This window comes from Leptospira kirschneri serovar Cynopteri str. 3522 CT (assembly GCF_000243695.2).
GTDB classification, from domain to species: Bacteria; Spirochaetota; Leptospiria; order Leptospirales; family Leptospiraceae; genus Leptospira; species Leptospira kirschneri.
In genome coordinates this window covers 90763-110785 of record NZ_AHMN02000004.1, presented here as the reverse complement: position 1 = coordinate 110785, position 20023 = coordinate 90763, and the positions used below count along the sequence as shown (strand labels likewise).

Annotated in this window: 13 protein-coding genes and 1 pseudogene; 11 read left to right on the top strand and 3 right to left on the bottom strand. The window is 37.1% G+C overall.

Annotated features, from left to right (window positions below; all coding sequences use genetic code 11):
- The first annotated feature begins 9 nt into the window (after positions 1-9).
- The 5 genes from LEP1GSC049_RS223490 (at position 10) to LEP1GSC049_RS223510 (ending at position 7315) form a co-directional block, all read left to right on the top strand.
- Positions 10-1020 carry a lysylphosphatidylglycerol synthase transmembrane domain-containing protein gene (locus LEP1GSC049_RS223490; RefSeq protein WP_004758330.1) on the top strand — a complete coding sequence of 337 codons (1011 nt, stop codon included), beginning with the start codon at positions 10-12 and terminating at the stop codon, positions 1018-1020.
- An 834-nt stretch (positions 1021-1854) separates the two neighbouring features.
- Positions 1855-3174 (top strand): endostatin-like outer membrane lipoprotein LenD, encoded by a 1320-nt coding sequence (gene lenD, locus LEP1GSC049_RS223495; protein WP_004769665.1) that lies wholly within the window; start codon positions 1855-1857, stop codon positions 3172-3174.
- A 296-nt stretch (positions 3175-3470) separates the two neighbouring features.
- The gene (locus LEP1GSC049_RS223500) at positions 3471-3881 is read left to right on the top strand and encodes a response regulator (protein WP_004754965.1); all 411 of its coding nucleotides are present in this window, start codon (positions 3471-3473) and stop codon (positions 3879-3881) included.
- A 1606-nt stretch (positions 3882-5487) separates the two neighbouring features.
- Entirely contained in the window at positions 5488-6777 is a 1290-nt protein-coding gene (locus LEP1GSC049_RS223505; RefSeq protein ID WP_000360484.1) for a beta-ketoacyl-[acyl-carrier-protein] synthase family protein, read from the top strand.
- 10 nt (positions 6778-6787) lie between these two features.
- Complete coding sequence (locus LEP1GSC049_RS223510) at positions 6788-7315, top strand: SiaB family protein kinase (protein ID WP_004754631.1); 528 nt, start codon at positions 6788-6790, stop codon at positions 7313-7315.
- On the opposite strand, the gene LEP1GSC049_RS223515 is transcribed toward LEP1GSC049_RS223510, so the two are convergent.
- Positions 7290-8099 (bottom strand): PP2C family protein-serine/threonine phosphatase, encoded by an 810-nt coding sequence (locus LEP1GSC049_RS223515; protein ID WP_016560403.1) that lies wholly within the window; start codon positions 8097-8099, stop codon positions 7290-7292. The genes LEP1GSC049_RS223510 and LEP1GSC049_RS223515 overlap by 26 nt on opposite strands.
- Before the next feature lie 381 nt (positions 8100-8480).
- Positions 8481-9239: an SDR family NAD(P)-dependent oxidoreductase gene (locus LEP1GSC049_RS223520; RefSeq protein WP_004755393.1), complete on the bottom strand. Its 759-nt coding sequence runs from the start codon at positions 9237-9239 to the stop codon at positions 8481-8483.
- 54 nt (positions 9240-9293) lie between these two features.
- Between LEP1GSC049_RS223520 and LEP1GSC049_RS2000000227715 the strand changes: the two are divergent.
- A pseudogene (locus tag LEP1GSC049_RS2000000227715) lies at positions 9294-9482 on the top strand (hypothetical protein).
- 117 nt (positions 9483-9599) lie between these two features.
- On the opposite strand, the gene LEP1GSC049_RS223525 reads toward LEP1GSC049_RS2000000227715, so the two are convergent.
- The gene (locus LEP1GSC049_RS223525; protein ID WP_004758394.1) at positions 9600-10454 is read right to left on the bottom strand and encodes an acyl-CoA thioesterase; all 855 of its coding nucleotides are present in this window, start codon (positions 10452-10454) and stop codon (positions 9600-9602) included.
- A gap of 427 nt (positions 10455-10881) precedes the next feature.
- On the opposite strand from LEP1GSC049_RS223525, the gene LEP1GSC049_RS223530 reads away from it, so the two are divergent.
- From LEP1GSC049_RS223530 to LEP1GSC049_RS223545, 5 genes are read left to right on the top strand one after another with little or no spacing between them, the layout of a single operon-like run.
- A complete protein-coding gene (locus LEP1GSC049_RS223530; protein WP_004755214.1) occupies positions 10882-12663 on the top strand; it encodes a CoA-transferase in 1782 nt (593 codons plus the stop codon).
- A 33-nt stretch (positions 12664-12696) separates the two neighbouring features.
- Entirely contained in the window at positions 12697-13665 is a 969-nt protein-coding gene (locus LEP1GSC049_RS223535; protein ID WP_004763008.1) for a ketoacyl-ACP synthase III, read from the top strand.
- Positions 13666-13689: 24 nt separating this feature from the next.
- On the top strand, positions 13690-19032 hold the full coding sequence (locus LEP1GSC049_RS223540; RefSeq protein ID WP_016560412.1) for an AAA family ATPase: 5343 nt from the start codon (positions 13690-13692) through the stop codon (positions 19030-19032).
- 37 nt (positions 19033-19069) lie between these two features.
- The gene (locus LEP1GSC049_RS0204580) at positions 19070-19624 is read left to right on the top strand and encodes a SiaB family protein kinase (protein WP_004774553.1); all 555 of its coding nucleotides are present in this window, start codon (positions 19070-19072) and stop codon (positions 19622-19624) included.
- A 2-nt stretch (positions 19625-19626) separates the two neighbouring features.
- Positions 19627-20001 (top strand): DUF1987 domain-containing protein, encoded by a 375-nt coding sequence (locus tag LEP1GSC049_RS223545; protein WP_004753666.1) that lies wholly within the window; start codon positions 19627-19629, stop codon positions 19999-20001.
- The last annotated feature ends 22 nt before the right edge of the window (positions 20002-20023 follow it).

Sequence of the window (20023 nt, the reverse complement as noted above, 5' to 3'; positions counted from 1 at the left end):
AACTTAACATTGAAACGAATTCTATTTGGCAGCTTAGTCAGCGTATTCGCGCTCGGTTTTTTATTTTCTAAATTGGATCTGAGTGAATTTTCTAAAATTCAGGAACATTGGGAACCTATCTATCTGATTCCTTTTATAATCTCTTCCGCTTGGGGGATCGTTCTATTCTCTTGGAGATGGTATCTACTAATGGGAAAACAAGTCGGTTTCCGTTATGCTCTGCTTTCTTCCTTTATCGGAGTAGGTGCAAATATGTTTCTTCCCGCAAGAGGAGGAGATATTTTTCGCCTATACTTTTGTAAAAAAGAATCTTCTCTTCCATATCCGACGTTAGTAACCGCACTTTTTATCGAAAAAGTATTAGATTTTTCTTTTATATTTTCCGCAGGTATTTGTGCTTTGATGTTCTTAGAAATCAAAGACGAAAGCAGTAATTCTTTTTTTATCATTTCTTCTTTGGTAATCTTAGGAATTTTTTTAGGTTTAATAGCGATTCGTTTTTTAAACGAAACGATCATTAAAATTCTCGCTTGGATCGCGGGTCTTTTTGGAAAAAAAGATTGGTTTCTACATAAACTTGCGCATTACATTCGGGATCTAGGAAATTTTTTAGTTTTTAAAAAATTCATTTTTCCATCTTTTCTAACCGCTCTTACTTGGTTGATTGGTTATGCTTTCAGTTATGCAGTTCTTCTGAAACTAGTCGGAATTCCGATGAATTACGCCGGTATCGTACTCATCATGTTTGCTGGTGCGGTTGGTGTGATGGTTCCATCCGCCCCCTCGGGCGCGGGAGTGTTTCACGCTTCGGTAACGTCTGCATTCGTTTTGATGAATCGAAATGCTTCCGAAGGTTTGTTTTATGCGACCACGGTTCACTTAGCACAGTTTATACTTCAGAGTGTTTTTGCCATTGTTCTTTATCTCTACTGGATCGTGGACAGAAGAAAAAGAGGTCTTGGTAAGGCCGAATTTTCTTTGAAAGAATCGGAAGTGATCGAAGTAGAAAGTAGTAAATAAAAACAGAAATTTATAGAAACCAACATAAAGCGGTAAATCTATTTCCGTCATAATTCCCTTTGTTTTTTATCATGGTGAAAAAGAACAAAAAACTATGAAATCGATTCTGAAATCAGTTCGTTTTAACAAATCAAAAAACAAAAGTTTTGAAAGACTTTATTTCCGATTTTAGAATAGTACCGCCCAAACGTGAAAACAACGATACTACGAACAAATTTTAAAATTGTTAGTGTTTCCAGATTTTAGGAATCGATCTATAAAGTTCAGATTCCAACTTTTTTCAGAAAATGAATTATGGTCGAATTCAAGTTAAATTATAGCGCTGAATATTTCATAAAAAGAATGTAGGAATATTACTACCGATTCATCTTATACTATATGTATCTGTGGAGCTTTGCAAATCTGGGTTTTATAAATCCATTCTGAAAATGTAAGAACCCATAAATTCACTTTTTCGATATCGAACTTTGTTAATTATTGCTTTTTCTAATTTCCTTTTATGATAAACCATTCGCCCCGTAAGTAACACTTTACATTCGCACTACTTGCCTACATTCCAATCAAATCTCTAACCGAAAACTCAGCTACCGTCACTCACCTTTAATATTTACCATAAAAAATAAAAATTCCATTTTAGAAATATTTTTTTCATATTGCAACTAACTTATGTTAAATATTTTTTTATATAAAATAAGAAATTTTAATTCCATATATGTGAAAAAAGATGGAGAAATTTTACATCTTCAAATCTCTTAACTTTCTACTTTCAAATCATTTCGAACCTATTCCCAAAAGAGAAATGAAAAAAGTTACAAATTCAAAAGGAGTTTATTGATGAATTACAAATACAAGTTAGTCGCACTACTCGCAGGGATTTTATTCTTTGTGTCTTGTAGCGAAACCCAAAACGAAAAGGACAATATGTTTTCTACACTTTTGTCCCTCTTGGAAAAAAAAGAAATTCAACCGAATAACAAAAAGGGTTTTCATTACAGCGATTTGGCTTTAGAGGAAGATCCTTCAGATGCAACGAATACAGATAGTGAAAATTTATTACCGTCTAGCCCGACGTATATATTTCTTGCACCGGCACATCATGGAGGGTTAGGAGGAATCTACGGAGCAGACGAATGGTGTATGCGTAAGGTCCCTGCAGATTTGAAAGGGAGCCCTTACTATTCCTACAAAGCACTACTGGCGGATGGTATCAATCGAAGAGCCAGTGTTGCCGGCAACGCAGGAGATGGCCAAATCAACTGGGTACTACAAGCAAATACCGTTTATAGTCAAGCCACAACAGGTACACCTACGATTGGAACTACAAATAGTAAAAAGTTATTCACCTTCCCTTTAACAAATAAAATTCGTCCTGACAGTATCACCGATTTGGGTGGCGTAACTTGGACAGGCCTCAATCCAAATTGGACCACTGCACCTTACAATTGTAATAACTGGACAGACGGAGCCGACATCAATGCTGGAACGATCGGAAATTATAACTCGATTACTTCCGATGCAATTTTCAATTCTGCCCTAATTGTACCAGGACTCGCAACATGCAGTACTGGAGGCAAGTTATATTGTGTGGAACAACTAGCACCTCCGCTACGCTTTTTCAAATATATTTATTTGGCTCCTCTTTCGCCAATTGGTCATAATGGAAACTACGGTGGAATTGCAGGAATGGACTCCATCTGCAATAATGATACAATGAAACCGATAGAGTTACTTGGAAAAGGTACTTACAAAGCAATGGCAGTGGATCAAGCTATAACCATTCCTTCTACTCCAGCCACAAGACGTGCTACTCCTAACCCTGTTAACTGGGTTTTAAGACCAAATACCTCTTATAAAAGACTCGACGGAGCACCCTTATTTACCACCGATGCAAATGGTTTATTTTCCAGCATGACTAACGAATTCGGAGAAGAATCCGAAGGAAATGGTTTTATTTGGACTGGACTCAACTCTGATTTTACTACCGCAACCGGAAACAACTGTAACAATTGGAAAAGTAGCGCATCCAATTATTTAGGTAGAATCGGAAGTGCGAATACTAATGTAAAGTCTGTCGCACTATCTTATACCAATAGACCGTGCAATCAGACCACAAATAGTTCCGAACCGATCCGAATCGTTTGTGTAGAACAATAAATTATTTCTATTAGAAAATCTTCCATTTTGATTTTCTAATAGCTCTGTTAATCCTATATTTCCATTCAACTCTCAACTTTCGAACGAGTATAAAACTCGGTTGGAGATGAGAGTTTTCTTTTATTACCGTTAAAAATTAATGCGAATACCTAAAATCGGCTTGTATTTTCCAAAAAATGAGCCGCCTTAGAACAGTTAAGGCCGAATCAACTCAAAGCGAAATACTTTTCCCAGTGCGATTTTTCATTCTTCGAAAAAACGTACCGGAAACTGTGAATTAGAAGTTGGAGATCAAATTGAATTTAAAAAATGAGCCGAACGCAATTCTTTGCGTGGATGACGAACCGATCATTTTGATTTCTTTAGTGCAAGAGTTAAAAAGGAAACTCGGACACCAATTTATTTTTGAAACGGCTCAAGACGCCACCGAAGCCTTAGAGGTAATAGACGATTTAGTTTCGAAAGGAACCAAAATAGTACTGATCGTTTCCGATTGGTTGATGCCGATTACAAATGGAGACGAGTTTTTAATTCAAGTACATAAAAAATATCCAGAAATTCCTTCCATTTTAGTAACAGGACATATTGAAGAAGGAATTTTTAAAAAGGTTCAACAAGAAGCGGGAACTTGTATGATCATTCCAAAACCTTGGAACTCAGAAGAATTATTAAAAGTCGTCCGAAAACTCTGCTACGATACAAAGTAAGTTTTAAATTAACGTGAGTTAGACGGGGCAAATCCCGCCAATGGTTTGAAAAAGAAAAATTAAACCAAACAGGCGGGACCGGGCTCTTTAGCTATAGTCAAGTTATTGTGTATTATAGTTATACATTCAACTTCTTTAATTTCAATAACTTGACTCCGCATCGATCCCTTTCGCATTATACCGAATTCACGTTATTTAAAATTTTAGAATAGTATAAAGTTCTAACCTATAAAAGTAGGGATACCACGATTTTATAAACAAATTTTAAAATTGTTAGTAGTTTCCACATTTTAGGAATCGATCTGCAAAGTTCAGACCAGCTAACTCAGAGTTTATACAAATCATACTACTTGATTCCTATACAATTAAATACATAAATTTCGAAGTCTATCAGATAGAATTTTAAATAATTTTATTCTATAGTTCCTGAGTAATTTTCTATTACTTACAATTTTTTATAGAAACAGATGGAAAATTCATTTTTCAACAAATTAATAAAGTATTCAATAGAGTTGTTGAAAAATTCCATAGTGAAAATTCGTAAAATTGCTTCAATTGTCCATTCAATCCAATACAAACAGATCAAGAATTAATTTTTCAACAACTCTAATGTTTTCGTATTACTCATAAACTATATAATAAAGTACCTAATATTTTGCATGAAACCAGTGTTTTGTGATAAAATTAATGGTACTCAATTTTATAGAGATCAGTAACAACTATAGCAAAACCTAATATTTATATTTACTACCCGGGCGCATGAAAATAGTACCAAGTTATTAACGGCCGAACTTACGAAAAAAATAGCAGTATTTAAAAAATACCGCAAATTCGGGATTTACTGCATTTTAAAGCAGGACCAAAATATTCAAATTTTTGAAACAATCTAACCCAAGTATTCTGTCCGAGCAGTAAACAGACATTTGAGATCAAAATTTGTGGTATTTTATTATATTACTCCGAAGTAATTATTACTAGAGAGACGTAATTTTACAAAAGAATTGAATTTTAGAATATTCTTGGATTCTTACTTTTAACTACTCTGACGTATAAAAATGGTACAAATTAACTGTCGATTTTATAAAAATATAGAAGTTCTCAATAATTGTATCTAATCTGGAATTGTTGGTCGTTTTTAAAGTAGGTTGTATATTCTAACTTTTGAAACAAGTTCATGATAGTATTATTTTCATATGTCCGAATGGTAATAGATGTTATATAAAGGTTGTTCCCTAAAAACGATCCTTCTTATTTTTTTGCTTTGATTTATATCGTCTAATGTTATATTTAAATCATTTCCTAAATCAAATCTAAAATAGAATTCGGAGTTTATTATAAACTTTGAATTTTAAGCGAACCGTTTTTTCGATTTTTGTAAAAAGTCGATTCTCTTAAAATACAGAATATACGGACATAAATTTTTTTCGGTGGACGATTTATAAAAAGAATGAAAAGTAAATCCGTAATTAAATTAAGATTTGGTTTAAGGGAAATAAAAAATCAAATACGCGTTATGCGTTATTGATTTCAAAAAAACATAAAACTTAACGTTCTAAAATACAAAGTTTTTGATTACTCTTAGGACAAGCGGCAAAATCAGATGAGCATGGACAAACCAAAAACCAATCACAATTCAAGAGTTGCTATTACCGGAATAGGAGTTATCCTTCCGAATACGTATTCCGTGGACACTTTTTGGAAAAATCTTTCCGAAGGGAATTCCCAAATAGATACGATTACCAGATTTCCAACCGACGATATGCCTGTAAAAGTTGCAGCAGAAATGAACGACTTCGACTGGAAAAAGTTCTTACCCGATTTAGACGAAAAACATTCAAAACATTATAATCGGGAAACTTTCGCAATTATGTCCGCGATGGAAGAAGCACGAAGGGACGCTAAATTAGAAAAGGATTCCGTTGATCCGTCCAAAGTAGGTTTTATAGATTCTTCCTCTAGAGCTTCTCTCGCTTGGTGGGAACATGCTTGGAAACTTTATCACGAAGAAAAGGATCCAAACGTTTTTGATCGTTATTCGGTTCTTACTTCTATGGCTTCCAATCCTACAAATCTTACCGCAATTTACGCGAACGTACAAGGTTTTGTAACCACAATCACAGCCGCCTGTGTAGGAGGACATCATGCAATCAGTCTTTGCTACCAGGCGATCCGAAAAGGAAGAGCAGAAGTAATGTATGCAGGAGGTCACGAATTTCCTTTGATCAAACCTCTCATGATGATGTATTCCGATCCGGTAAGTTCCGTTATGTCCTCTGAAAAAGATAATCCTAAATCCGCAATCAAACCTTATGATCGAAATCGAGACGGTTTTATTTTAGGAGAAGGCGCCGCCGTTCTTTGTATGGAAAGAATGGATCACGCCATCGCAAGAGGTGCTAGAATTTATGCGGAAGTTTTAGGAACCTTCAGCTACAACGAAGCGGATCACGCAATGAGAATGGACCTTACCGGCAAAAAAGCTGCGAACGGTTTAAACCGACTTTTAAAAATCAGCGGACTCAATCTAGGAGACATTGATTATTTCTGCGGACATGGAACCGCAACGATCAACAACGACATGGCAGAAAGTAGGGCTCTCAAAATTTTATATAACGGGCTTGCTCGGAATAAATGGGCTCCTCTCGGTTCTATCAAACCGATTTTTGGTCATACCTTCGGAGCGGCAGGAATTATCAACGTTGCGGCAACGGCCCTCATGCTTGAAAAACAAATTCTCTGTCCTACGATCAATCTAAAAGACGTGGACCCAGAATGCGATCATGATCATATCACGGATGGTGCCAGAAAGGTTCGACTTAGAAACGCAATTTCAATGGCCTTTGCGATCGGAAGTCAATCTTCTTTCGTAAGTCTTACCGCACCAGATCTTCTTTAAGGAAAGTAGGATGGAATTCGACAAACTGTATAGACAATACGATTATTTGAAAAAATTAAAATCGGTTCTCTATTACCAAGGTGCAGTAACTCATGAAATTTTAGGAAACCTCACCGAAATTCTAAAAGATAGAATTACAAATCAAAAAGGGAAAAACAAAATCCTAAACGTATTTATAGAAATGGTCCAGAATGTAAGCCACTACTCTTTGGAAAAAGAAGGAGATTATGGAGTTGGTCTAATTTTAGTAAAAGAAAAAAATCATATACTTAAACTTTCTACCGCAAATCTTCTTAGCGAAGAGACTGCATCAACTTTAGAAAAAAAACTGGATCATTTTTTATCTCTTTCGGAAGCAGAAGTAAAAGAATTATATCTACAAAAAATTAAAGGTGAAAGGCCTAAATCCAGTAAAGGAGCGGGGCTTGGTTTTTTGGAAATATTAAGAAAATCTGATTTTCCATTTCGTTCCTCTTTTGAAAAAACACCAAGCGGAAATTTCTTTTTTACTCTTACAGTTTTTTTTCGTTTGGAGTAAATTTCCAAGTTCTGGAATTGGGAAGTATAATTTCTTGAACCTCGATTACGATCACGGAAGTATTATCCTTAGTCATTCTTAGATTTGCTTCTTCTAAAAGATGATAACAAGCTTCTTTTGCGTTGGATGAGTTTTTTAAAATTTCCTCTAAATCGTCTATCTTAATTACGTCCGTTAATCCATCCGTACAAAGAAGAATACGATCTCCTACGTTTAAAGAATTTGTAATATCGAAAAGATCCATCTGAAGATCGGTAGTACCTCCTCCAATACAACTAGTAATGTAACTTCTGGAAACCTGGTTTTCTTTGACCGGACCCGCAAAAGAATGATCGACCGTTATCTTTTGAATCCCTTGGGAAGAAAAATGATAGGCCCTACTATCTCCCATATTAAAGACCAAAACCTTTCTTTTTCCGAACAAAATACCGACTAACGTGGCACCCATTCCCAGCTTTCCGGTTTCTTTAGCATAATCGTTGATTTCGTGATTGATGATGCTGAATAAACTCTGCCAACCTACACGAGATAATTCATCCAAAGGTTGAACCGCCCTTTCCGTCCAGGCGAGTTTTTCAAGTGTCATTCTACTTGCAATTTCTCCGGAAATATGTCCGCCCATTCCATCAGCAAGCGCAAGAATCAAAGGGGCCTCTCTCATTCCCGAAGAAGAAAAAGACCCTGAAACCGTTCCGGCTACAATTTCACCGGATACATACATCGAGTCCTCGTTATGGGAACGAAAATTTCCTTTTTCTGTAATTCCAAAATAATTAACAATCATGGAGAAACACTGAAAATTAAAATACTTTCTAAAATTATATTATAAATATGTGTCATTTATGAAATTCAAGAACAAATCTTTAGTACATTCTTTTTTTTGAATAAGCTATAACCCAATTAGTACGATTTAGTTCTAAAAATAACACTCCTTAAACCAGAATCGTTTCTATAAAATTTCCAATCATATTACAGGTTGATGAGAATTTCACTTAGACAATCCAAATAGAACTAAATTGATAGCTACTTTTATCAGTATATCACTTGGAACCGTTTTGGCAAACGTAGTAGTTCCCACAGATTACGTTTCTTCGTAACTCGCACTTTTTCTTCATCAAAACTTGTGTGATAGTTCCCACAGATTACGTTTTTTAATTTCCAACTTTTATTTCGCGGAATATCCACCGTCCACAGGAATCGCGGTCCCGGTAATAAAAGAAGAATCTTCGCTACAAAGCCAAAGTACGGTTTTAGAAATTTCTTCAGGGGAAGCAATTCTATGAATAGGATGTAATTTTACCAACTGTCTTTCCGCTTCTACGGGATCTTTTGCGAGATGAAAAAGTTCGTCTAAAATTTCAGTCTTTACAGCTCCCGGACAAATCGCATTGACTCGAATATTTTTTTTCGCGTATTCTAGTGCGGCGCTTTTTGTAAGTCCTACAACACCATGTTTTGCGGCCGCATAAGGATTGATTCCAACAACTCCGTTGATTCCAGATATAGAAGAAACATTTACCACAGCCCCTCCTCCTATTTTGATCATTTCCGGAATTTGATATTTCATCGATAACCAAGTTCCTTTGAGATTTACGTTCACCACTTTATCCCAAACGTCTTCCGGATATTCGTGTAAAGGATGGTTGAGGCCCATAATCCCAGCGTTGTTGATTCCGAAATCCAATCTTCCAAATTTTTCCAAGGCGGTATCCACTACCTTTTTTACCTGTTCTCCAGAAGTTACGTCACAGGTTACGAAATATACGTCTCCACCTTCGGCACGCACTTCGGATTCCAATTTTTTTCCCTCTTCCAATCTACGACCACAAAAAACAACTTTAACACCCTTGGAGACAAATTCCTTTACGACCGCTTTTCCAATTCCAGTACTTCCTCCGGTCACAATGGCAACTTTATCCTTCATGATATTCTCCAAATTTTATATTTTAATATTATAACTTACTGATAAAGCTTTAAAATTGAAATTTTAGCTTTTATAGAATCTACTTCAAAAAATTTCCATAAACTCAAAGAGACCCTATTAAATACAGACTTGCAAACCTTCGCACAAATCTAACGTTTAGATTCGGAAACCTGCTTTATCATTTTCGATCAGAATTCAATTTGTGGACGAAAATCGACGATTGAACCATCTCGTTTAAATTAGAAATTCATTTTTTATGGAAGTTCTCCTAAATAATCAAATTACAGATAGTTTTTGTGGGAACTCACATATTTTATTGAAAATTCAAAAATGATTGATTCTAAGATTTTGGGTGGGCTCTCAATTTAGTTTTCTAGTTTTTCCATTCCGAACCCGGATAAGATATTTTTTCAGATGTTTGTCTATCATTTCTAAATCAGATAACTCGCTTTCAATCGAATCGATTTTTAGATCCTGTAGTAAAATCAAAAGGTATCTGAGTTCTTCCAAATGTACTTTCGCTTTTAGAATGTTTTTGATTTTTTCCGAAAGAATCCTACTCCCCCAGGCTCCCGAAATTCGAACCGGCAAAAGAATAGAAACAGAACGGATATGTTCCAGAAGAGAGCCATGTTCTTTGATCACTTCAGCTTTATTTCCAATCCTGTATAATTTAAGAGTAAGACCATGTGCAAAACGCAAAACCTCCAGTTTATCAAAACTTTTACTTCGAACAGAACTTGTCTCCTGAACCATTTCAATCTGAGAAGAAGTATAAACTGGAATTTTTTCTTCCGTAAAAATTTTTCTAAAACCTTCCGGAACAGACACTACTTTACGGATGGAATAATCGAAAAATAAAACCCTAATTTTTATGAGAGCTACTTTCTCTTTCCTTTGATCTTTGGAAAGACGAAAGGTCAGATCAAAAGATTTCTCCCCTAAATTATCTAAAACTACGTCTATCTTAACTTGATCTTTATAGAGTAATTCTCCCTGATATAAAATCCTAGCGTTCGCAAAAATGATACTTTTTCCATAAATATCCGTGACAGAAAATCCTAGATACTGAAAGAACTGCAGATGTGCTTCCATGACTAAATCTAAAATGGACGCAAAAGATACGTGAATATCTAAAGCGAGATCCGTTTTTCTTATGAATAACTCCGTAGAAAAATGATACTTTCCCGGAAATTCTATCTGCATATCTGTCATTGTTATCACTTATCGGCTAACGTGTGAGGGACATAAATTACTTCACGTTATTTGAGTCATTATTACTTTACAATTTTGAAATCAATTTTCTATCAAAACTAAGTGTAAATATATACGACTTTCCTAATTATAATTTCGGTTCTTAGAATACTCTCCTTAAATCGATTCAGAGTTTTGTTGCAATTTATAAAAAAGTTCTTGCTATAGAATTCTTAAAAGTAAAATCTTTCTACCGTTGTAACTTGTTTTAAACCCATTCGACATTTGTAAAAAAAGATTCGCTGTAAAGTATTCAAGATTTACAAAAGAATATCTTTTTTTGTAATAGAATATTACTTTTTTCTTTTAGGCGAAGTATGGGAGGTTCGCTCCTAATCGGAAATTTTAAACGAATCATCTTCACACTGATTGGGAAGTATAGAATTCATTGGAAAAAAACACGAAGATCTTTCAAAATCCTGACGAGATGATCCGTGAAACGGTGCAACCTAAAATGTATCTGCACCTTTCCGCGACCATGTCCAGACCGAATGCTCTCATCTATTCTCTCGCTCGTTGTTTTCAAAATTCAAATCCTGAATTTGTGATTAGTATGGCAGGAATTCATTCCAGCGCACACGCTCTTACAATTTCTAAAGTAGTAAAAAAGATGATCACCGGTTTTGCGGGAGACAATTATCCTAAACCTGCTCCTAATTCATTATACTCTAATTTATTGGAAGGGAAACCGTTCGAACTAGAACTCTGGTCCCTACTCAGTATCGTTCAAAGATTGATGGCCGGAGCGATGCGACTTCCAGGTTTTATCACAAATTCTCTTTTAGGTAGTGATCTAATTTTAGATAAGTTAGGCAAAACGGCTTTTTTACTTCCGGATCCAAAACACCAAGGTATCAACGGCTCCCATTCTTCAAATTATAGAGGTAAAAAAGGAGTGGATTTAGTTTATATTCTCCCTTTAAACCCGGATCTTACACTTTTACACGCTGTGGTTGGAGACGAAGAAGGGAATCTAGTTCTTTGTCCTCCCAGCGGTGAAGGTTACTGGGGAGCGCTTTCCGCCAAACAAGGTGTAGTCGCTACTGTGGAAAAGATCGTTCCTAAAGGTTCCATTCCTCCGGAGCTTGTTTCGATTCCAGGAAATAGAGTCAAAGCAATGTCCATCGCTGAATTCGGAGCCCATCCTCAATCTCTTAGAGTCTATAACCTTCCCGGAATTCCAGCTTTTGCCGAACTTTCTACGTATTTAGACGATTACGAATTTCAGATAGAAGCCAACGAAGCCGCAAACGCCCCTTCCCGTGCAGAAAAATGGTATTCAGATTTTGTAAACTTAAAGGGTGGTCACGCAGAATATTTAGAACGTGTAGGAATTTCTCGTCTTAAAAGACTAAAGCATATTCCCAAAGAAAACAAAGTAACTAAATTAGAGGATCCAAAAACCGTAAACGATTCTGAACAAATGATCATTTTAGCTGCAAGAGCGATTCAAGAATACGTCAAATCTAATGGTTATAAAACGATTCTAGCTGGTATCGGTGCGGCTCATATTTCGGCTTGGACCGCTGCCCGTTTTTTAGAGAAAGAAGGGATTGAAGTTAAGATTATCACGGAACTAGGTTTTTTTTCTATGAAGCCACATACCGGAGACGTTTTTCTTTTTAGCCAACTACATGCAAAAGACTGTACTATGCTTTCCGACATTACAAGTATTTTAGGAACGATAGTCCCGGATCATTGCCTAGGAGTGTTGGGAGCAGCAGAAGTGGATTGGTTCGGCAACATCAACTCCACTAAAACTTCCAAAGGAAAATTTCTAGTTGGTTCGGGAGGAGCCAACGACATAGCCGCGGTCGCAGATTGTATTGTAGTCGCCAAGGCCAACCGAGGAAGATTCGTAAAACACGTAAACTACATTACCTCGGTAGGAGACAGAGTTATGGAAGCGGTCTGTCAATTCGGAAGGTTTCAAAGAACCCCAAACTCGGATCACGTTTTCGAATTCTCTCATTGGATCTCACCTCCTTCCGACGAAGAGATGGAACCTGAAGAAGCAGTTCTACGCTATACTTCCTGGCTTCCTCCTGACGAGGATATTCCTCTCAAACACGAACCTCCCGTTACGGCAGAGGAACTAACCGTTTTACGCGAATTAGATCCAGAAAAGATTTACATAGAACAATTTATGGTATATACAAGACTTCCATAATAAAATGATATTCGAATTTACTAGAGGCCCCTTATGAGTGGAAAAAATCAGAGCGGTATCCAAATCACCGGATTCGGTCACTATCTTCCCGAAAAAATCGTCACCAACGAAGAAATCCGCTCTCGTTTGAAATTTCCAGAAATGCATCCAGCCGAAAAAGCGGTGATAGGCAACATTGGAGTCAACGAAAGAAGAAGGGCCAATGAATCAGAAACTCCAATGTTTATGGCTTCTAAAGTGGCGGAGATGGCTTTAAAAGACGCTGGAAAAAAACCGGAAGAAGTAGATCTTTACATCTTAGCAAACTGGACCGATCGTTATTACCTTCCTGACTTAGCCCCACAAGCCTCTAAACTTTCAGGAACCAAAAATGCACTCTCTTTTGACGTCAGTACCGCCTGTACTGGTTTTGTTCACGGAGTTCAAACCGCTTGTGCTTTTTTAGAATCCGGTAAATTTAAGAACGCACTTGTAATTGGAAGCGAACGTTTTTCCGTCAGAACCAGAATGGGAGGTTATGGAGAATTTACCGCAGGGGACGCTGCTGCCGGAGTTTTTTTAGAACATACCGAAAACGGTAATTCCGGAATCATAGATTCCTTTCTTCAAGACGAAGGAGATCTGGCGGGTATCATTGTAACCGGACCTCCTCCCAATAGTTACGTTAAAAGTTATCCTGAATTAGTCACCAATGCGGCGGATCTTACACTTAAAGCCATGGACAGACTCTTGGAAAAAAACGGTCTAACGATAGACGACGTAGACTGGGTGGTTCCTCATCCCGGAACCGACGTGGTAGTGCAGGACGTTCTCAAAAGGACTCGGTTTCCAAAAGAGAAAATTCTAATGAACTTTGAAAGAGTGGGAAACACTTCTGCGGCTTCCATCCCTATCGTTTTATCAGAATATTATTATAAAGGAAAATTCAAAAAAGGAGATTTATTCCTCACTCCTGCAGTCGGAGGCGGGTTTTACTGGGGAGGACTCTTATTTCGTCTTTAAACGAATATAAGAAAATCAATATATATGAAAATAGACGGTTACGAAATTAAAGATAGAATGAATACGGATTCGTCCACGGAGGTTTACAAAGCCGTCCGTTCAAAGGACAAAACAGAGGTTGTAGTCAAATACATTCCAATTTTAGACGAATTACATCCTGCCGTGGTCAACCTTAGAAACGAATATGAAATTTTAAGTCATCTTTCTTCTGAAAAAATGATTCGCGCATTCGGAATGGAAAAAATTCCGGAAGGTTTTATACTCATTTTAGAGTTCGTTCCCGGACAATCCCTCAAACATTTTTCTCAAAAAAGACCTGTAAACCTAAAAGACTTCTTCAAAATCGCGATCGACCTCGCGGAAAAACTCGGAGAAATACATAATAAAAAGGTAATACATAAAGATCTAAAACCGGACAACATCATATTCAACCCGGACGAAAACGTTTTAAGAATCGTAGACTTTGGAATTTCCACACGGCTTCCCAAAGAAGAAAGTTCCTGGTCCAATCCAAACCGTTTAGAAGGTAGTATTCACTACGTTTCTCCTGAACAAACGGGTAGAATGAATCGCTCCGTGGATTATAGAAGTGACTTTTATTCCTTAGGTGTCACTTTTTATGAACTTCTTACCGGAAAACTTCCTTTTGAAAGCGAAGACCTTTTGGAGTTAGTCCACTTCCATCTTGCAAAATCCCCAGTCGATCCCCGTAAAATCCGAAGCGAAATTCCGGAAGCGCTTTCTCACGTTGTTTTAAAACTTCTTTCTAAAACCGCAGAAGAAAGATACCAGACCTCCGAAGGACTCAAAAACGATTTAGAAATCATCCGAGACAAATGGTTGGAATCCGGAGACGCCCCCGCTTTTCCGCTGGGTTCCACCGATTATTCTCACGAATTTAAAATCCCTCAAAAACTCTACGGTAGAGAAAGCTACATTGAAGCGTTGTTAAACGAATTCAAACGTATGACAGAAACTGGTAGACCTAGTATCGTTTTGATCGCGGGTTATTCCGGAGTTGGTAAATCCTCTCTTGTCAAAGAAATCAATAAACCTCTTACGGAATCAAAAGGATATTCTATTTCCGGAAAATTCGATCAATACAATCGTAATGTTCCTTTTAGTGCAATTATCCAAGTTTTTTCCAATTTGATCGAACAAATTCTTACGGAATCTCCAGAAAGAATCGAAGAATGGAAAAACAAAATCAGAGACACTCTAGGTGCAAACGGAAAAGTGATCACAGACGTTTTACCGGAACTCGAGTTTATCATAGGAGAACAACCTCCAGTTACCGAGTTGGGTCCCCAGGAAAACGCAAACCGCTTTTATTTAGTATTTCAGAATTTTATAAAGATCTTTGCGAACCAAGATCATCCACTCGCCATCTTTTTAGACGATTTACAATGGGCGGACACACCCTCTCTTGAACTCGTCAAAAACCTGATCGAAGACGCTTCGGTAAATTATCTTTTTCTAATACTTGCATATAGAGACAATGAAGTAGATTCCACACATCCTTTTTCGGCTCTGATCAGCAGTTTAGAAAAGGAAGGGTTTCGTTTAGATAAAATCCTTCTAAAACCTTTAAGCCTGGAAAACGTAAATGAACTTTTATCGGATAGTTTACGTAGACCGACCGAAGAAACCATGAGTTTTGCGGAGATAGTCTATTCTAAAACGAGAGGAAATCCTTTTTTCATCAATGAATTATTAAAACAACTTTCCAAAGAAGAAACCATCTCTTATCAAAAAGGAAACCTTACAGACTCTGGAAGATGGGTCTGGAATCTGGAAAAAATTAAAAACACAAATATTTCGGATAACGTTGTAGAATTACTCGTCAATAGGATCAAAAAACTTCCTCCTAGAACCCAAGAAACCCTGAAACTCGCTTCTTGTATTGGAAGTAATTTTGATCTTGCGATCCAGGCCAAAATTTTAGGCGCCACGTTAAAGGAAACCGCAGAAGCACTTATGGAAACTATGCAAGAGGAATTGATCGTTCCTATAGGAGACAACTATCGTCTTGTGGATTCCATGGTGGAAATCGAAAAAAATCAAGATAAGAATTTTCAAATCGCAAAGTCGATTCAATTTCGTTTTCAACACGATAGAGTGCAACAAGCGAGTTATGAACTTTTAAACGATGAGCAAAAACGATCCCTACGTCTTCAAATCGGTAGGATTCTTCTCGAAAACCTCAATGAAAAAACCTTAGAAGATTCTATCTTCGACGTTGTAAACCATTTGAATACAGGTTCTACTCTCATCGTTGATAATTCCGAAAAAAGAAAACTACTTCAGTTAAATCTTCAAGCCGCACAAAAAGCAAAACTTTCCGCGGCTTATAAACCTTCCAAATTGTATTGTGTTCAAGCAAAAGAACTTCTGTCCTCTATTTGTAAATCCGAAAAGGACTGTTGGAATCAAGAATACGATCTTTCCTATGCAGTTCATAAGGAACTCGCGGAAGTTTTATATCTCAATGGAGACTTTGAAGAATCTCAGGAAACGATTCAGAATATTCTAAAACAGGCAAAAACTCCTGTAGAACAAGCAGAAGCGTATAACTTGCTGATGATTGAATATTCTGCACAAGGTAAATACGACCTAGCCATGCCCACCGTTATCAAAGCGTTAAAACCTCTGGGTATAGAACTTCCAACTTCCGGTTTTGATAAGGTGGTCAAAAAAGAACTCGAAGAAGCCAAAAAAAATCTTAAAAACAGAAACATAACATCGTTGTTAGACGCTCCTACGATGACAGACCCGAGCCATATCTGGGCAGTCAATCTTTTGATCAGTGCAATTCCGATGGCTTACAATAAAGAGCCCGCTCTTTTTCCTGTGATCTGTTTGAAGATGGCAAATCTTCTTTTGAAATTCGGGAACCTTTCCGATTCCTACGGTTATTCCTGTTACGGTATGGTTTTAGTGGGCCAAGGTGACTACAAAGGAGCCTATGATTTTTGCGAACTTGCGGTTAAACTCAGTGAGAAATATATAAACTCAGGAGGATATACCAAGGCGGCAAATATTCTCGCCAACTATTCCTCTTCTTTTGTTAAACACTTAAAGTTTTCGGAAGAAATCAATATCAAATGTGTTCAATCCGCTTTAGATTCCGGAGAATTTTTACACGGTAGTTATGCCGCGATGAATGACGCTTCCAACGTTTTATTTCAAGGAAAAAATCTGGAAATTCTAAAACCTAAAATCAACGAGCTACTTAAGTTCGTCAGAAAAGTGAAAAATAATCTTGCAATCGATACAATCCTGGGAACCACACTCATACTTTCCAATCTAAGGGGAGAAACCGGAAGTCATCTTGATTTTTCTTCTACGGAATATCTGGAAAAAGAATATATCGATCTGTGCAACGATCATCAAAGTTTGGCGCCTATCTGCACTTTTAAAGTGATGAAGATTCGTTCTCTTTTGATGTATGGAGAATACCAACTAGCACTTCAAGAAGCCGAAGAAACCAATGGTATGATTCTATATTTAGGAGGTCAGTACGGTCCTTTCGAATATAACTTTTTGTATTCTTTGGCCTTGGCCGCAAACTATAAAAAAGTTTCTCCAGATCGCAAAAAGGAATTGGTTAAAAAAATTCGGGAGAATCAAAAACAACTGCTCATCTTGGCGGAAAGTTGTCCCGAAAACTTTTATCATAAATACCTTCTTGTAGAAGCGGAACTGGCAAGATTAGAATATAAAAACTGGAAGGCAGCAAGAACTTACGAAGCAGCAATTCGAGAAGCTAGAAAAAATGAATTTCAAAACGACGAAGCCCTCGCCTGCGAAAACGCGGCTCTATTCTGGCTTTCGAAAGGAAGCGTAAAAATCGCGGGAGAATTTATCAACGAAGCTTACCACCGTTACGGTCTTTGGGGAGCCAATCTAAAACAAAGTATGCTCAAGTCCAAATATCCAGAATTCATCCGAGAAAGAGGAACTGGTTTGTTGCGAACTCATAGAACAATTTCCAGCACAACCTCTACAGCGACCGAAATTTATTCGGGTCAAACTCTGGATCTTCAATCGGTTCTAAAAAGTTCTACGGCGATTTCGGGAGAAATCAAACTGGAAAACCTTTTAGACAAATTGATGAAAATCGTAATCGAAAATGCAGGAGCTCAAAGAGGTGTTCTCATTCTCAAAAAAGAAGGCAAACTATACGTAGAAGCCGAAGGTTCCATTTCCAAAGACGACGTAGAAGTATTAGCTGGAATTCCTCTCGGAAGTAGTAAAAATCTTCCAATTTCTCTCATCTATTACGTAGAAAGAACCAAAGAGAATCTAGTTTTAAGAAACGCAAGCCAAGACGAGAAGTTTAATAAAGACGAATATATTAAAAACTTTAAAACGAAATCGATTCTTTGCACTCCGGTTATTAAACAAGGAGAAATTTCAGGAATTCTATATTTAGAAAACAACCTTTCGGAAGGTGCGTTTACTTCCGACCGTCTTCAGATCATGAACATTCTTTCTTCTCAAGCCGCGATCTCCATAGACAACGCATTACTCTATTCGAATATGGAAGAGAAAGTTAGAGAAAGAACCAGAGAATTGGCTCAAGCTAACGCGGACCTTGAACTTAAGAACCAGCGTATTACGGATAGTATTACGTATTCTTTAAATATTCAGCAAGCGATCCTTCCATCAGACGACATTCTTGCAAAAAATTTAAAAGATCAGTTCGTTTTATTTAGACCTAAAGACATCGTTTCGGGTGACTTCTATTGGTTCAGTAAAAAAGAAGGGTCAATTTTTCTTGCCGCAGTCGATTGTACTGGACACGGAGTTCCAGGTGCGTTAATGTCAATGATAGGAAATACTTTGCTCAACCAAATCGTAAATGAAGCGGGGATCAAAGATCCGGGAAAGGTTTTAGAACATTTAAACAGAAACGTTCGTCAAGCCTTAAAACAAGATACTTTAGGAGCCAATTCATCGGATGGAATGGATATTTGTTTTTGTCGAATTGATGAAGACAAAGTACTATTCGCCGGAGCCAAAAGACCTCTTTATTTCTCAAAAGGTAACCATATCGAAGAGATCAAAGGAGATAAACACTCTATTGGTGGAAGACAAAAAGAAGCTTCAAGAACGTATTCCACCCACGAAGTGAAATTGGAAAAAGGACAATCCGCCATGTTCTATCTTACGACGGACGGGTTTATGGATCAACCAAATCCACAAAGACAAAGAGTTACGAGTAAAGGATTAATCGCTCGTTTACAAAACGTTCTCTCTTTGCCCGCATACGAACAAAAAAATCAACTAGCGGCCTTTTTGGATGAATACCAAGCAGGAGAAGCCCAAAGAGACGATATAACCTTAATCGGATTTAGAGTCTAACCAGGCGAATAAAAATATAGGAGTATGATAAAACGAAATGATGGAAAACAAGTCCCTAGATCTGTTCAAACAATATAGAGACACCTACGATTATCAATTCATTGTTTCCTTTAAAGGTCGTCTATCGCAAGAGGTACTAACGGAGTTCGGTTCTATGATTCGGACTTCCTTAAGTGCTGAATCTAAAATTAAAAAAATCTTCGCGGTTTTTATCGAACTCGCTCAAAATATGTTACACTATTCAGCGGAAAGAAAATCTCTCGAAGATGGAAGAGAAACCGGCGTAGGTATCATTATGGTCAATGAAAAATCAGTTGGCTATAACGTTTCTGCGGGAAATCTTGTACTAAACGAAAAAATAGAATCGTTAAAAATGAAATGCGAGAAGATCAATTCTATGTCTAGGGATGAGTTAAAAACTTATTACCAAAAACAGTTACGTTCAAATAGACCTGAGGATAGCAAGGGTGCGGGAGTGGGTTTGATAGACATTGCAAGAAAATCGGACGGACCTCTTTCTTTCAACATATCCCCGATAGACGATAAACATTCGTTCTTCACGCTTTCTGCATATTTTACAAAGGAAAATTAAGAATGGAATCATTACACATACAACAAACAAAAACTTCTCCAGAAGTCATCTTAGATACAGAACAAGGTTTTGTTGAAATTATAGGAGAATCCTATCCTGAAAATGCGATCGCATTTTATAAACCCGTTTTCGATTGGCTGAACGCTGCGATGAATTCTAAATCCAAAATTCAGGTCAAATTCCAATTGGATTATTTCAATACAAGTTCGTCTAAGGTTATCATGGATATTCTGGATTCTCTTCAAAAATACCACGATCAAAACGGTAAGGTAAGAGTACTCTGGTTATATAAAGAGGACGACGACGATATGCAAGAAACCGGTGAAGAATTTTCATCCGATCTTTCCCTTCCATTCGAACTCAAGTCCTACAATTAAATATAACGTGGCTTTAGAAAAT

Coding starts and splice junctions, on each gene's coding strand:
- LEP1GSC049_RS223515 (WP_016560403.1), bottom strand. CDS start 8,099: ATGATTGTTAATTATTTTGGAATTACAGAAAAAGGAAATTTTCGTTCC.
- lenD (WP_004769665.1), top strand. CDS start 1,855: ATGAATTACAAATACAAGTTAGTCGCACTACTCGCAGGGATTTTATTC.
- LEP1GSC049_RS223535 (WP_004763008.1), top strand. CDS start 12,697: ATGAGTGGAAAAAATCAGAGCGGTATCCAAATCACCGGATTCGGTCAC.
- LEP1GSC049_RS223540 (WP_016560412.1), top strand. CDS start 13,690: ATGAAAATAGACGGTTACGAAATTAAAGATAGAATGAATACGGATTCG.
- LEP1GSC049_RS223525 (WP_004758394.1), bottom strand. CDS start 10,454: ATGACAGATATGCAGATAGAATTTCCGGGAAAGTATCATTTTTCTACG.
- LEP1GSC049_RS223545 (WP_004753666.1), top strand. CDS start 19,627: ATGGAATCATTACACATACAACAAACAAAAACTTCTCCAGAAGTCATC.
- LEP1GSC049_RS0204580 (WP_004774553.1), top strand. CDS start 19,070: ATGATGGAAAACAAGTCCCTAGATCTGTTCAAACAATATAGAGACACC.
- LEP1GSC049_RS223505 (WP_000360484.1), top strand. CDS start 5,488: ATGGACAAACCAAAAACCAATCACAATTCAAGAGTTGCTATTACCGGA.
- LEP1GSC049_RS223520 (WP_004755393.1), bottom strand. CDS start 9,239: ATGAAGGATAAAGTTGCCATTGTGACCGGAGGAAGTACTGGAATTGGA.
- LEP1GSC049_RS223510 (WP_004754631.1), top strand. CDS start 6,788: ATGGAATTCGACAAACTGTATAGACAATACGATTATTTGAAAAAATTA.